Annotated in this window: 12 protein-coding genes; 8 read left to right on the top strand and 4 right to left on the bottom strand. The window is 68.2% G+C overall.

All coding sequences use genetic code 11. From position 1 onward, the window contains the following. The first annotated feature begins 62 nt into the window (after positions 1 to 62). From G6N35_RS09780 to G6N35_RS09765, 4 genes are read left to right on the top strand one after another with little or no spacing between them, the layout of a single operon-like run. Positions 63 to 1745 (top strand): L-lactate permease, encoded by a 1683-nt coding sequence (locus G6N35_RS09780; protein WP_163804077.1) that lies wholly within the window; start codon positions 63 to 65, stop codon positions 1743 to 1745. Next, complete coding sequence (locus G6N35_RS09775) at positions 1745 to 2485, top strand: (Fe-S)-binding protein (protein ID WP_163804076.1); 741 nt, start codon at positions 1745 to 1747, stop codon at positions 2483 to 2485. Before G6N35_RS09780 ends, G6N35_RS09775 begins: the two co-directional genes overlap by 1 nt. Further along, positions 2482 to 3993 carry a LutB/LldF family L-lactate oxidation iron-sulfur protein gene (locus G6N35_RS09770; protein WP_163804075.1) on the top strand — a complete coding sequence of 504 codons (1512 nt, stop codon included), beginning with the start codon at positions 2482 to 2484 and terminating at the stop codon, positions 3991 to 3993. The genes G6N35_RS09775 and G6N35_RS09770 overlap by 4 nt, the downstream gene beginning before the upstream one ends. Next, positions 3990 to 4619, top strand: coding sequence for a LutC/YkgG family protein (locus tag G6N35_RS09765; protein WP_246224262.1), 630 nt, complete (start codon positions 3990 to 3992; stop codon positions 4617 to 4619). Before G6N35_RS09770 ends, G6N35_RS09765 begins: the two co-directional genes overlap by 4 nt. Here G6N35_RS09765 and G6N35_RS09760 read toward each other — a convergent pair. Together G6N35_RS09760 and G6N35_RS09755 are read right to left on the bottom strand one after the other, a co-directional pair. Beyond that, complete coding sequence (locus tag G6N35_RS09760) at positions 4616 to 5035, bottom strand: Fur family transcriptional regulator (protein ID WP_407664531.1); 420 nt, start codon at positions 5033 to 5035, stop codon at positions 4616 to 4618. The two genes, G6N35_RS09765 and G6N35_RS09760, sit on opposite strands and share 4 nt — an antisense overlap. After that, the gene (locus G6N35_RS09755; RefSeq protein ID WP_163804073.1) at positions 5032 to 5367 is read right to left on the bottom strand and encodes an ArsR/SmtB family transcription factor; all 336 of its coding nucleotides are present in this window, start codon (positions 5365 to 5367) and stop codon (positions 5032 to 5034) included. Before G6N35_RS09755 ends, G6N35_RS09760 begins: the two co-directional genes overlap by 4 nt. A gap of 138 nt (positions 5368 to 5505) precedes the next feature. On the opposite strand from G6N35_RS09755, the gene G6N35_RS09750 reads away from it, so the two are divergent. Further along, a complete protein-coding gene (locus G6N35_RS09750) occupies positions 5506 to 6885 on the top strand; it encodes a glycine--tRNA ligase (protein ID WP_163804072.1) in 1380 nt (459 codons plus the stop codon). A gap of 52 nt (positions 6886 to 6937) precedes the next feature. On the opposite strand, the gene G6N35_RS09745 is transcribed toward G6N35_RS09750, so the two are convergent. After that, positions 6938 to 8977: a TPM domain-containing protein gene (locus tag G6N35_RS09745; protein ID WP_163804071.1), complete on the bottom strand. Its 2040-nt coding sequence runs from the start codon at positions 8975 to 8977 to the stop codon at positions 6938 to 6940. 70 nt (positions 8978 to 9047) lie between these two features. Next, the gene (locus tag G6N35_RS09740; RefSeq protein ID WP_163804070.1) at positions 9048 to 11066 is read right to left on the bottom strand and encodes a TPM domain-containing protein; all 2019 of its coding nucleotides are present in this window, start codon (positions 11064 to 11066) and stop codon (positions 9048 to 9050) included. An 89-nt stretch (positions 11067 to 11155) separates the two neighbouring features. On the opposite strand from G6N35_RS09740, the gene G6N35_RS09735 reads away from it, so the two are divergent. From G6N35_RS09735 to G6N35_RS09725, 3 genes are read left to right on the top strand one after another with little or no spacing between them, the layout of a single operon-like run. Then, entirely contained in the window at positions 11156 to 12400 is a 1245-nt protein-coding gene (locus G6N35_RS09735) for a deoxyguanosinetriphosphate triphosphohydrolase (protein ID WP_163804069.1), read from the top strand. A gap of 9 nt (positions 12401 to 12409) precedes the next feature. Continuing rightward, on the top strand, positions 12410 to 14338 hold the full coding sequence (gene dnaG, locus G6N35_RS09730; RefSeq protein ID WP_163804068.1) for a DNA primase: 1929 nt from the start codon (positions 12410 to 12412) through the stop codon (positions 14336 to 14338). 55 nt (positions 14339 to 14393) lie between these two features. Further along, complete coding sequence (locus G6N35_RS09725; RefSeq protein WP_163804067.1) at positions 14394 to 14711, top strand: DUF7155 family protein; 318 nt, start codon at positions 14394 to 14396, stop codon at positions 14709 to 14711. Positions 14712 to 14724: the final 13 nt, after the last annotated feature.

Raw genomic sequence — 14724 nt, 5'->3', positions numbered from 1 at the left:
ACACACCACTGTGTGGTCAGACCACTAAGAGGTCGGCCCCTTTGGGAAGTATGGGCACCAGCATGTACACACCGAATCTGGCACCGATCGCCGGCAGCCTGTTCTCTTCGTCGCTGGTGGCGCTGCTGCCACTGCTGGCGGTCTTCCTCACCCTCGGTGTGCTGAAGTGGAAGGCGCACTGGGCCGGGCTCACCGGTCTGGGCACGGCGCTGGTGGTCGCCGTCGTGGGCTACGGCATGCCGCCGGCGCTGGCGGCGATGTCGGCCACCGAGGGCTTCGCCTTCGGCGTGTTCCCGATCATGTGGATCGTGCTCAACGCGATCTGGCTCTACGAGCTGACCGTGACGAGCGGGCGGTTCGAGGACCTGCGCCGTGTCATCGACCGGATCTCCGACGATCCCCGCGTCCAGTCGATCATCATCGCGTTCTGCCTCGGCGGCCTGCTCGAGGCGCTGGCCGGATTCGGTGCCCCGGTGGCCATCACCGGGGTGATGCTCATGTCGATCGGCTTCACCGCCATGCGCGCGGCGGTCGTGGTACTGGTGGCGAACACCGCGCCGGTGGCCTTCGGCGCGATCGCGATCCCGATCATCACCGCGGGCAACCTCACCGGGATTCCGTTCACCGAGATCGGCGCCGTGGTCGGTCGGCAGACACCGCTGCTCGCCCTGTTCGTGCCGCTGATCCTGGTCCTGCTCGCCGACGGCCGGCGCGGGGTACGTGACGTCTGGCCGATGGCCTCGGTGGTCGGCGTCAGCTTCGCGCTGGCTCAATTCGTTTCGGCCAACTGGCTTTCGGTCGAGTTGACCGATGTGATCGCCTCCTTGGTCGGCCTTGCCGTCGCTGTCCTGATGTTGCGGGTGTGGCAGCCGTCCAACACCGCTGCGGCTCGCGGGCGGCTGCTGACCGAGGGTGCCCGCGACGTCGCCGGTGCGGCCGCAACCGGGTCGGCCCCGCGCGGCAGCACCGTCGTGGAGCACAAGACCGCAACCGAACTCAGCTCCTCCCGCGTCTTCCTGGCGCTGTTTCCCTACCTGTTGGTGATCGTGGTCTTCGCGGTCGCCAAACTCTGGACCCCGGTCAAGACGTGGCTGGCCGGAACGGATGTGAAGTTCGGCTGGCCGGGCCTGGACGGTCATGTCCTGACGGCCGCCGGCAAGCCCTCGGCGTCCACGATCTTCACCGTTGGTTGGTTGTCCTCGCCCGGTTCGCTGTTGCTGATCGCCGGGGTGGTGGTAGCCGTCGTGTACCGCATCTCGTTGGTGCAGGCCGCCCGGGTCTACGGCCGCACGGTCGTCAAGCTGAAGTTCTCGATCCTGACCGTCGCGTCGGTGCTGGCGCTGGCGTATGTGATGAATCAGTCCGGTCAGACGATTACCGTGGGAACCTGGATCGCGGGCACCGGTGCGGTATTCGCTTTCCTCTCACCGATTCTCGGTTGGCTCGGCACCGCGGTCACCGGGTCGGACACCAGTGCGAACGCCTTGTTCGCCACACTGCAGCAGACAGCGGCCACCCATGCGGGTATCAACCCGACGCTGCTGGTGGCCGCGAACACCTCCGGAGGAGTTGTCGGCAAGATGATCAGTCCGCAGAACCTCACCATCGCGGCAACCGCAGTCGGGTTGCTGGGACGTGAGTCCGAGATCTTCCGCCGGGTGATCTGGTGGAGCCTGGGCATGCTGGCCGTGCTGTGCATGTTGATCGGCCTGCAGTCGACGGTGCTGTCCTGGATGCTGCCATGATGAAAGTCGCCGTCTTCGCGACCTGTTACAACGACACGATGTGGCCCGAGACGCCCAAGGCCGTGGTCCGCCTGCTGCGCCGGCTGGGGTGCGAACCGGTGTTCCCGCCCGAACAGACCTGCTGCGGTCAGATGTTCACCAATACCGGGTATGCCGCCGAAGCGCTTCCGGCGGTGCGCCGATTCGCGGCCGCCTTCGCCGACTGCGATGCGGTGGTGGCGCCGTCGGGATCGTGCGTCGGGTCGGTGCGCCACCAGCACGCCGATGTGGCGGCCCGGGCCGGGGACACTGCGCTGAGTGCGGCGGTCGCCGAACTGGCGCCCCGGGTCTACGAGCTGTCCGAGTTCCTGGTCGACGTCCTCGGAGTCACCGATGTGGGGGCCTACTTCCCGCACCGGGTCACCTATCACCCGACGTGTCACTCGCTGCGGATGCTGCGGGTGGGGGACCGACCGCTGCAATTGCTGCGGGCGGTCCGCGGTATCGACCTGGTCGACCTGCCCGCCGCCGACCAATGCTGTGGCTTCGGTGGCACGTTCTCGGTGAAGAACGCCGACGTGTCGGTGTCGATGGGGGCCGACAAGGCCCGCAACGTCAAGGATTCCGGCGCTGAAGTCCTTGTCGCAGGGGACAATTCGTGCCTGGCCCAGATCGGCGGCATCCTGTCGCGCCAGCGTGCCGGGATCCGTGTGATGCATCTGGCCGAGATCCTGGCCACCACCGAGGGGAGTGTGTCGTGAGCGGGCACCCGCATGTCGGAGTCACTCAGGCATTTCTTGGCCTGCCCAGGGCTGTGCCGAAGTTCCCTACGGCCGCCAAAGCGGCACTTCAGAATTCGGTCCAGCGCCGCAACCTCACCCATGCCACCGGCATCATCCGCGGCAAACGTGCCGGCGTGGTGGGCGAGCTGGACAACTGGGAGGAGCTGCGGCTGGCGGCCGAAGCGATCAAGGACCGCACGCTGGGCCGACTCGACGAGTATCTGGAGCAGTTCGAGGCCAAGGCCACCGCGGCCGGCGCCGTCGTGCACTGGGCGCGCGATGCCGAAGAGGCCAACCGCATCGTCGTCGACCTCGTGAAGTCCACCGGGTCAAGCGAAGTCGTCAAGGTCAAGTCGATGGCCACCCAGGAGATCGAACTCAACGAGGCGCTCGCCGCGGCCGGGATCGACGCCTGGGAGACCGATCTGGCGGAGCTGATCGTGCAGCTCGGCGACGACTGGCCCAGTCACATCCTGGTGCCGGCGATCCACCGCAACCGCGCCGAGGTCCGTCAGATCTTCCTGCGCGAGATGGGCAAGGTCGGCAGGCCCGCACCCGCCGACCTGACCGACGAGCCGCGCCGGCTGGCCGAGGCCGCCCGGTTGCACCTGCGGGAGAAGTTCCTGCGTGCCAAGGTCGCCGTGTCGGGGGCCAACTTCGCCATCGCCGAGACCGGGAGCCTCGTGGTGGTCGAATCTGAGGGCAACGGCCGGATGTGCCTGACCCTGCCCGAGACTCTGATCTCGGTCGTCGGCATCGAGAAGCTGCTGCCCTCCTGGCGCGACCTGGAGGTCTTCCTGCAGGTGTTGCCGCGCAGCAGCACCGGCGAACGGGAAAACCCCTACACCTCGATCTGGACCGGTCCCAGCGGTGGTGACGGGCCCCGCGCCATGCACATCGTGCTGCTCGACAACGGCCGCACCGACGTACTGGCCGACACCCTCGGCCGCCAGGCCCTGCGCTGCATCCGCTGCTCGGCGTGCCTGAACGTCTGCCCGGTCTACGAGCGGGCCGGCGGGCACTCCTACGGTTCGGTGTACCCGGGCCCGATCGGAGCGGTACTGACGCCCCAATTACGCGGTACCGCAAGTGAAGTCGACAAGTCGCTGCCGTACGCCTCGAGTCTGTGCGGTGCGTGCTTCGATGTCTGTCCGGTACGTATCGACATCCCGTCGCTGCTGGTGCATCTGCGCACCCGGGTGGTCGACGAGGCCCGCGGCGGCCTGCCGTCGGCCGAACAGGCCGCCATGAAGGCGGCCGGCTGGATGTTCGGCGACCATCGCCGGCTGGAAGCGGCGCAGCGCGCCGCGGGGCTGGGCGGGCGGGCCTTACGCAGCCGGGTGCTCGGCAACAAACAGGTGCTGCGGTCGCTGCCGGGGCCGGCGGCCGGATGGTCGAACGCCCGGGACACCCCGGTACCGCCGGCGGAGACCTTCCGCTCGTGGTGGGAGCGCACCGACGGCGGACGCAACGAGGAGGACCAGTGAGCGCACGAGACGAGATCCTCGGTCGGGTGCGAGCCGCACTGGCCGACCGGCCAGCGCCGGCCGAATCCGGTTGGACCTACGGTGCGCCGGTGTCGACCGGCGGCCAGGACGTCGTCGAGCGGTTCATCGAACGGGCCGCCGATTACCGGGCCACGGTGGTGCGCGTCGACGCGGGGGCGGTGGCCGCTGCGGTGTCCGAGGCGCTCGCTGCTGCCGGTACCAACACGGTAGTGGCCGACGATATGGTGCAAACCCGTTGGGGTGCACAGGTTCCGGTGAGCTGGATCGCCGATGACGGGCTCGATGCCGCCACCCTGGATGGTGTCGACGCCGTCGTCACCACCGCCACGCTGGCGATCGCCAACACCGGCACCATCGTCCTGGACCACGGTCCCGGTCAGGGCCGCCGGGCGCTGAGCCTGATTCCCGACGTCCACGTGTGCGTGGTCTTCGTCGATCAGATCGTCACCGATGTCCCCGAGGCGGTGGCGCGGCTGGTCGAGCTGGGCAGCCACACCAGGCCGTTGACCTGGATCAGCGGGCCCAGCGCCACCAGCGACATCGAACTCGACCGGGTCGAGGGTGTGCACGGCCCGCGCACGCTCGCGGTGATCGTCGCCGGTTAGCCCCGTGCGCAGTCGGCACAGGTGCCGAACAGTTCGATGGTGTGACTGACGTTGGAAAAGCCATGTGCCGAAGCCACTTCCGCGGCCCAGGCTTCGACTTCGCGGCCACTGACCTCCACCGCCGATCCGCAGTGCCGGCACACCAGATGGTGGTGATGGTGCGGCGCCGAGCAGCGCCGGTACATCGACTCGCCGGTATCGGTGCGCACCATGTCCACCAGGTCGGCTGCCGACAGTGACTGCAGCGTGCGGTAGACGGTGGTGAGCCCGATGTTCTCGCCGCGGCGGCGGAGTTCGTCGTGCAGGTCCTGGGCCGAGCGGAACTCCTCGACCGCATCCAGCAACCCGATGATCGCCGCCCGCTGCCGGGTGGCGCGGACGCCGGCCCCTGCTGAACGCACCTCGGCCCCGGTCACGTGCGGTCCTCCTCGGAATGGGTGATCGCGGCGACGACGATCTCGGCCAGATGATCGTCGACCAACCGGTACATGACCTCGCGTCCGGACCGCTCGCCGGCGACCACACCGGCCGCTTTCAGAATCCGGAGGTGCTGGCTGACCAGCGGCTGGGGGACGTCGAGGGCGTCGACGAGCTCGTGCACACAGCGCTGCGACTCGCGTAGCTGCATCACGATCGCGATGCGCACCGGCGCGGCCAGGGCCCGCAGCAGCTCACCGGCTCGTTCCAGCAGTTCGCCGGACAGCAGTGGCGTCGCCTCGACATCCGCCCAATTGGAAACGGTTTTCATATACCGCCAGAATACATGCGCAATCGTGCATGTCAACGCCACCGGCGGCGACCGGGCGCCCACACCGGGTCGCTAGGCTAAGGGATTGTTGCCCGACAGACCGCCCAGACCGACCAAGACAAAGGAGTGACACCCATCGTGGCGTCCGTGATCGATAACGTCGTCAACCTGGCCAAGCGGCGTGGGCTGGTGTACCAGTCCGGTGAGATCTACGGCGGCACGAAGTCGGCGTGGGACTACGGCCCACTGGGTGTCGAACTCAAGGAGAACATCAAGCGGCAGTGGTGGCGCTCGGTGGTGACCGGTCGCGATGACGTCGTCGGCCTGGACTCCTCGATCATCCTGCCCCGCGACGTCTGGGTGGCCTCCGGTCACGTCGCGGTGTTCAACGACCCACTGGTGGAGTGCCTGAACTGCCACAAGCGGCACCGCCAGGACCATCTGCAGGAGGCGTACGCCCTGAAGAAGGGTGGCGACCCCGACGACGTCCCGATGACCGAGATCGTCTGCCCGGACTGCGGCACCAAGGGACAGTGGACCGAGCCGCGTGACTTCAACATGATGCTCAAGACCTACCTCGGCCCGATCGAATCCGAGGAAGGTCTGCACTACCTGCGCCCGGAGACCGCGCAGGGCATCTTCGTCAACTTCGCCAACGTCGTGACGACGTCGCGCAAGAAGCCGCCGTTCGGCATCGGCCAGATCGGCAAGAGCTTCCGCAACGAGATCACGCCCGGCAATTTCATCTTCCGCACCCGCGAGTTCGAGCAGATGGAGATGGAGTTCTTCGTCGAACCGGACACCGCCAAGCAGTGGCACCAGTACTGGATCGACACCCGCCTGCAGTGGTACGTCGACCTCGGTATCAAGCGGGACAACCTGCGGCTCTACGAGCACCCGCTGGAGAAGCTGTCGCACTACAGCGCGGGCACCACCGACATCGAGTACAAGTTCGGGTTCGCCGGCAACCCATGGGGTGAGCTCGAAGGCATTGCCAACCGCACCGACTTCGACCTCAAGACGCACTCGGAGCACTCGGGCACCGACCTGTCGTTCTACGACCAGGCCTCCGACACCCGCTACGTCCCCTACGTCATCGAACCCGCAGCGGGGTTGACCCGCTCCTTCATGGCGTTCCTGGTCGACGCCTATTCCGAGGACGAGGCCCCCAACGCCAAGGGCGGCGTGGACAAGCGCACGGTGCTGCGCCTGGATCCGCGGCTGGCCCCGGTCAAGGCCGCCGTGCTGCCGCTGTCGCGCAACGAGGACCTCAGTCCCAAGGCCCGCGACCTGGCCGCAGAGCTGCGCAAGTACTGGAACATCGAATTCGACGACGCCGGTGCCATCGGACGGCGCTACCGCCGCCAGGACGAGATCGGCACCCCGTATTGCGTCACAGTCGATTTCGACACCCTCGAGGATCAGGCCGTCACCGTTCGCGAGCGTGACCAGATGACCCAGGAGCGGATCGGTCTGGACTCGGTGGTCGACTACCTGGCCACCCGGCTCAAGGGCTGACCCTCCGGCGCGAGCGTGCGTTTCGCGCACGCTCGCGGCCGGCCTGTGCCGCCTAGAACCGGCCGCCGCCGCCCAGCATTCCGCCACCGCCAGAGGATCCCGACGATCCGCCGTAGGATCCCGACGATCCACCCGACGATCCGCCGTAGCTGGTCGACGTCCATCCTCCGCCTTGGCTTGATCCAGCGGCTGACGCCCCGGCGGTAAAGGCACGCAGAATGAGGCCGCCGACCACCGCGGCCGTCTCGATCGGATCTCGCTGTCCGGCGTTGTTGTTCATATATCTCTGCTGGGTCCACTCGACGTCGTCGTTGGCCAACTGCTGGGCCTGAGCGGCCAACTTCGACGCTCGGTTGGCGTAGGCAATGGCCTCGGCGATGTTGGTCTTCTGCTTGGCTTGGGCAGTTTCCAGTTGGCGTTCTGCCGCGTTGAGTCGAGTCCGGGCCTCGGGTCCGACGCTCCCGCGGCGGGTGTCGATGTAGTCCGACACCGAACGAACCCGCGATTGCGCAGTGAGCAGCGCCTTGTCGAACGACCGGTTCAGTCGTTGTGCGGTTTTGCGTTCCTCGGCCACCTCGTCCAGTACGTGGTCGAGATCGGCGTCGGCCTCAGTCAAGTCGGTCAAGGTGCCCAGCGGGTCGGCCGCGCCGTTGTCCTTCGCTGCGGTCACCGCGGTGACCGCAGCGTCGTGTGTCGTGGTCAGCTTGGCGGTGTCGGACAGTCCGCCCTTGGCGAGTTGGGCTGCGGCCTCGTCGATGCCCTCCTGGACGTCCGCGATCACCGACGGCAACGTGGCGACCGCGCTTCTGATGTCGGTGGCCGCGCTGTCTACCGAGTCCAGCATCGAACCGGCCTGCTGCAGAGCCGATTCCGCGCCCCGCACACAGTCGACGAGTTCGATCTGCGGACCGGTGGGTGGTCTGGCCACCAACTCGCGGGCGCGGCCGATGGAGTGGTCGGCAAAGTGCAGTCGCTCCTTGGCGGCGTCAGCGTTGGGAGCCACCGACACCAACGCGGTCTCGGCGAATTCGGTGCGCAGCTGGGTCAGCTTCGCTCGTGCCGGATCGACGCGTGTGCTGATGTCGACCAGTTTCTGAGTCAACGTGTCAAGGCGGTCGGATGCGTTGAGCACCAGGTCGCGCAGCTTGTGGAACGACTCCGTCTGAGCGTCCAGTTCACGGTTGGCGCGTGCGGCCGCGGTCACGACCCGGGTGAGCAGCTTCCGGCGTTCTTCCGGCGTTTCGAAATCTTCGTCATCGAGTACGAGGCGGACATTGAATGCCTGTCGCAGTGCGGACTTCGCGTTCTCGACGGCCTTCGTGAACGGCTCTGTCTCCTGTCGGCCGAATTCTTGGGTCGCCAAAGCCAATTCGTTAGTGCTGGTGCGCACCGCGTTGTCGACATCGACGACGATCGACTTTGACAGGTCGTCGAGCACGTCGAGGGGGATCGCGGCGAGCGCCTTGGGATCGGTCGGGTCCACTCGCTTGGCGGCCGCCAGCTGGGCGGCGTGCCGCTTGCGCGAGCGCCGGTAGCTCCATAGCAGCCACGCTGAGACCGCCAGAACGATGACCGTCAGACCGATCAGTAGTGGCTTCACCCAGAATCGGCTGGAACTGCTGGTTCCGACGGTCGTCAACCCGTCAGCCGCGGCGATCGCCGCATCCGCCCAGTGGTTGTTGTGCAGCGCGGGCTCGATCTTGTCGCGGCGCAGTGCGTCGACGTCCGCCGCGGCGCCACCGACCGCATCGGAGGGCACCTGGAAGTAATACGAGCGGTCCAGGACCGCTACCGCCAGTATTGCGTCGAGAGCGCCGAGGTCACTGGCCTCTCGGGTCGCCTGAGTCCAGCTCGGGCTCGTCAGCGGGGAAAACGATTCGACGTAGACCACCCAGAGCCGAATATGCCGATCGCGGTACAGCGCCTCGACCGCATTCTGCACGTCGGTCCGCTGACCCGGGGTCAGGATGCCGAGGTCGTCGGTGACGTAGCCGGGCAGCCGGAACGGCGGCTCGGCGGTGGCCGCCGGAGCCACCAGAGTCGCCACCGTCAGGATGACGCCGAGCAGGCTGAGTAGACGTCCGAAGTACATGAGCAATCAACTTAATGGTGCGAGGGCGCCGCGCCTGGGAATGCTAGGACAAGGCCCACTGCCGCGGCCCCTAGAACCGGCCGCCGCCGCCGAACATCCCGCCGCCCGAGGAACCCTGCGAGCCGCCGTAGGTGGTCGACGTCCAGCCGCCACCACCGCCGCCGAAGCCGCCGCCGCGGGAACCGCCGGACAGGATGTTGCCCAGGATGATCCCGCCGATCACCGCGCCCATGTCCGACGAACGGCCGCCGCTGCCATAGTGATTCATGTAGACGCGCTGGGCGGCCTGCACATCGCTGTTGGCCAGCTGCTGGGCCTGGGCGGCCAAGAGTGAGGCGCCGTTGGCGTGTGCGATGGCCTCGGTGATATTGGTTTTCTTCTTGGACTGCGCAGCCTCGAGCTGGCGGACCGCCTCGTTGAGCCGGGTGCGCGCCTCCGGGCCGACGCTGCCGCGACGGGTGTCGACGTAGTCCGACACCGACCGCACCCGCGACTGCGCGGTGAACAGCGCCTGGTCGTAGGACCGGTTGAGCCGTTCGGCGGCTTCGCGTTCCTCGGCCACCGCCGCCAGCAGCCGGTCCAGCTGGGCGTCGGCCTCGGTCAGCGCGGTGAACGCGCCGAGTGGGTCGGCGGTGCCGGTGTTCTGGGCGGCGGTGACCGCCGTGACGGCTGCGTCCCGGGCCGCCGACAGCTCGGCGGGATTGGCGAGTTCACCCTGGGCCAGCTGGGTGGCCGCCTCGTTGATGCCGTTCTGGATGTCGGCGATCGCCGCGGGCAGGGTGGCCACCGCCCGCCGGATGTCGGTGGCCGCGCTGTCCACCGCGTCGAGCATCGAACCGGCTTGCTGCAGAGCCGATTCCGCACCCCGCACACAGTCGACCAGTTCAGACTGCTTACCGGCTACCGGCTTGGCCACCAGCTCGCGGCCACGGGTGATCGACTGGTCGGCGAAGCCCAGCCGCTCCTTGGCGGCGTTGACATTGCGGGCCACCGACGCCAGCGCGGAATCGGAGAACTCGGAGTGCAGCTGGGTCAGCTGCTGCGACGACGGATCGATGCGGGCGGTGATGTCGACCAGTTGCTGGGTCAGGGCGTCGAGGCGGTCGGGTGCGTTGATCACCAGATCCCGCAGCTGATGGAAGGACTCGGTCTGGGTCTCCAGTTCGCGGTTGGCTTTGGCGGCGGCGACGATCACCCGGGTCAGCAGGTCCCGGCGCTGGGCCGGTGTCTCGGGCACGTCGTCGTCGAGCTGCTGGCGCACGTTGAACGCCTGCTGCAGCGTGATCCTGGCGTTCTCGACAGCCTTGGCGAACGGTGCGGTCTGCTGCTCGCCGAACTCCTCGACGGCAAGCACCAATTCGTTGTTGCTGGTGCGGACGGCGTTGTCGACGTCGACGACGATCGAGCGGGACAGCTCGTCGAGTGCGTCCACCGGCACCGCCGCCAGCGCGGTCGGGTCGGTCGGGTCCACCCGCTTGGCGGCCGCCACCTCGGCTTCGTGGCGCTTGCGCTTGCGGTGCCGGCTCCACAGGAGCAGCAGCGCGACGGCCAGCAGCACGATCGCGGCGATGATCAGGACGGGCACGATCGACATGCTCGCCGGGGCGGTGCCCGCCGAGGCGCCCAGCGCCGACAGCCCGGTGGCGGCCGCGATCGCCGAGCCCGCCCAGTCGTTGGCGCGCAGCGCCGGTTCGATCCGGTCGCGGCGGATGTCGTCGACCTTGGAGGAGCTGCCGCCGGCCGCGGCCGAGGGCACCAGGAACGAGTACGACCGGTCCTTGGTCGCTACCGCCAGGATCGCGTCCTCGTTGCCCAGATCGCTGACCACCCGGGTGTCCTGCGCCCAGGACATCGCGCCCTTGGGGGCGAACGAGTCCACGAAGACCACCCAGAGCCGCACATGACGGTCCGCGTAGAGCTGGTCGACAGCCTTCTGCACATCGGAGAGCTGCTTGTCGGACAGCACGCCGGCGTTGTCGGTGACGTAGTCGGGCAGCCGGAAGGGCGGCTCGGCGGTGGCCGCCGGAGCCACCAGTGTGGCCGCCACCAGGAGGGCGGCGAACAGGCTGAGTAGACGTGCGAGGCGCATGGGCAATCAATCTAGTGGTGCCAGGGCGGCGCGCCTGAGAAAGTTCTGCGCAAGCGTCGTCATTCGGGCCTGGCAGACTGTGCCCCGGTATGACGAATCAGTACGGCCGCTACGACGAGGCCGACCGCGAACGGGTGGTGACCGAGCCACCCAAGGCCGCCGGGCTACCTGGCACCAGCACCGAGCACCGCAGCGACTTCGCCCGCGACCGTGCCCGCGTGCTGCACTGTGCCGCCCTGCGCCGGTTGGCCGACAAGACCCAGGTGGTCGGGCCCCGCGAAAGCGAGAACCCGCGCACCCGGCTGACCCACTCGCTGGAGGTGGCCCAGATCGGCCGCGGCATGGCCGTCCCGCTGGGCTGTGACGCCGACCTGGTGGACATGGCCGGCCTGGCCCACGACATCGGCCATCCGCCCTACGGGCACAACGGCGAACGTGCGCTCGACGAGTTCGCGGCCTCCTGCGGTGGTTTCGAGGGCAACGCCCAGAACTTCCGGATCCTGACCCGGATCGAACCGAAAGTGCTTGACGCACAAGGCCGTAGCGTTGGGCTGAACCTGACCCGCGCAGGCCTGGACGCGGTGACGAAGTACCCGTGGTTCCGTGGCGAGCAGGGCCGCAAGTTCGGCTTCTACGCCGATGACCGCGAACTGGCGGAGTGGGTGCGCGGCGGGCAGCCGGCGCGCCGGCCCTGCCTGGAGTCCCAGGTGATGGACTGGGCCGACGATGTCGCGTACTCGGTGCATGACGTCGAGGACGGGGTGATCTCCGGTCGCATCGACCTGCGGGTGCTCGCCGACGACGACGCCGCGGCCGCCCTCGGCAAGCTGGGGGAGTCCGCTGCCGTGGCCGCCGCGGAACTGGAGCAGGCCGCCCGTCGGCTCTCGCGCCTGCCGGTGGTCGCCGCGGTCGGCAAGTACGACGGCACGCTCACGGCCTCAGTGGCACTCAAGCGGCTGACCAGTGAGCTGGTCGGCCGGTTCGCCTCCGCGGCGGTCGCGCTCACCCATCAGGTGGCAGGCCCGCAGCCGTTGGTGCGCTACCAGGCCGACCTCCAGGTCCCCGCCACCGTGCGCGCCGAGGTCGCCGTGCTCAAGACCCTTGCGCTGCAGTTCATCATGTCCGATCCACGGCACCTCGAATTGCAGGCGCGACAGCGCGAGCGCATCCATCAGGTGGCGCACTGGTTGCTGTCCGGGGCGCCGGCCACCCTGGATGCCATCTTCGTCCCCGCGTTCAATGCGGCCGCCGACGACGCCGCCCGGATGCGGGTGGTCGTCGACCAGATCGCCTCCTTCACCGAGGGCAGACTCGAGCGCATCGTCGCGCTCTAGACTGTGCCGATGGCTGCAGGTGTGAGCGGGGATCGCAAGGGGCGGATCTCCGACCGTGACATCGCGGCCATCCGTGAGCGGGTCCGCATCGAGGACGTCGTCGGCGATTACGTGCAGTTGCGCCGCGCCGGCGCGGACTCGATGAAGGGCCTGTGCCCGTTCCACGACGAGAAGTCGCCGTCGTTTCACGTTCGGCCCAACCACGGCCACTTCCACTGCTTCGGCTGCGGGGAAGGCGGTGACGTCTACGCCTTCATCCAGAAGATCGAACACGTCAGCTTCGTCGAAGCCGTCGAGACCCTGGCCGACCGCATCGGCTACACCGTCACCTACAGTGGCGGCGGCACCAGCGTGCAGCGCGACCGCGGCAGCCGCAGCCGGCTGGTCGCCGCCAATGCCGAGGCTCAGGAGTTCTATGCGGCCGCGCTGGATTCCGACGAGGCCGCCCCGGCCCGAAAGTACTTGACGGAGCGCAACTTCGACGCGGCGGCCGCCCGGCAGTTCGGCTGCGGGTTCGCCCCCTCAGGCTGGGACTCCCTGACCAAACATCTGATCCGTAAGGGCTTCGAATTCAAGGAACTCGAAGCCGCCGGGCTATCCCGCGAGGGTCGTCGCGGCCCGATGGACCGCTTCCACCGCCGCCTGCTGTGGCCGATCCGTACGGCCAGTGGCGAGACGGTCGGCTTCGGGGCGCGCCGCATCTTCGACGACGACCAGATGGAAGCCAAGTACGTCAACACCCCGGAGACGGTGCTCTACAAGAAGTCCAACGTGTTGTTCGGCATCGACCTGGCCAAGCGCGATATCGCCAAGGGGCATCAGGCCGTGGTGGTCGAGGGCTATACCGACGTGATGGCCATGCACCTGGCCGGGGTCACCACCGCCGTCGCCTCCTGCGGCACCGCGTTCGGCGACGAGCACCTGTCGATGCTGCGGCGGCTGATGATGGACGACAAGTTCTTCCGCGGCGAACTGATCTACGTGTTCGACGGCGACGCCGCGGGCCGCGCGGCCGCGCTCAAGGCCTTCGAAGGTGAGCAGAACCTGGCCGGGCAGAGCTTCGTCGCGGTGGCGGCCGACGGGATGGATCCGTGCGATCTGCGGTTGGCGCAGGGCGACGGTGCGCTGCGTGATCTGGTGGCGCGCCGCACGCCGCTGTTCGAATTCGCCATTCGCACCGCGTTGGCCGAGCACGACCTCGACCTGGCCGAGGGCCGGGTGGCGGCGCTGCGCCGCTGCGTGCCGATGGTCGCCCAGATCAAAGATCCGACGTTGCGTGACGAGTACGCCCGCCAGCTGGCCGGCTGGGTGGGTTGGGATGACGTGGCCCAGGTGATCGGCCGGGTCCGTGAGGAAGCCGGTCACAAGCCCGGCGCCCGTGGGGACAACCGCCGGCATGCGGCCAGCCGGCCGCGTACGGCCGCTGATGCCGGAGCGGTCCGCCCGGATCCGCGCGATCCCACCCTGTGGCCTCAGCGTGAGGCGCTCAAGGCGGCGCTGCAGTACCCGGCGCTGGCGGGCCCGATCTTCGACACCCTGACGGTGGAGAGCTTCACCCATCCCGGCTATGCCGCCGTCCGGATGGCGATCGAGGCCGCCGGCGGCACATCCTCCGGGGCCGCCGGTGCGCTGTGGATCGACATGGTGCGGGAGAAGAGCGGCTCACCGGCCGCGCAAGGGCTGATCACCGAACTCGGGGTGGAGGCCGTCCGGGTGGAGGACGAGGAGAAGCTGCCGCGCTACATCAGCGGCGTGCTGGCCCGGTTGCAAGAGGTGTGGGTGGGCCGGCAGGTCGCCGAGGTCAAGTCCAAGCTGCAGCGAATGTCCCCGGTGGAGCAGGGAGACGAATATCACGCTCTGTTCGGCGACCTGGTGGCTCTGGAGTCGTATCGCCGCAGCTTGCTCGAACAGGCCAGCGGCGACGACCTGACTGCGTGACCCCGGTGATCACGGTATGGTTAACACGCTGCCTGTCTCCGGCGAAAGGTCAGATATGACTACCGCGAATACTCGTGCCCGGCGTATCGCCGCCATCGGCGTGCTTGCCGTGGCTGCGGCCGCGGTGCCGGCCCTGGCGGCACTGACCGACTCCAGCACGTCGAGCACCTCGGCCACCGGCAACTGCCTGGCCTGGGTCGGTTCCCGCAACGACGGCCAGTGCATCTCGTACTCGAATGGCACGCCGGCCTTCATCGGCACCCCGGACCTCGGGATCTACGGCCCGCAGGCCAACGGCGGTAATGGTGGCGGTATCGGCGTCACCACCGGTCCGTTGCTGCCGGGTCAGACCATCAGCATCCCGCTGGGCTAGTTTCGTTCGGCTC

It is taken from the genome of Mycolicibacterium anyangense (genome assembly GCF_010731855.1).
Taxonomy (GTDB): domain Bacteria; phylum Actinomycetota; class Actinomycetes; order Mycobacteriales; family Mycobacteriaceae; genus Mycobacterium; species Mycobacterium anyangense.
The sequence above is the reverse complement of the archived record's forward strand: the minus strand, read 5'-3'. Positions and strand labels throughout refer to the sequence as shown.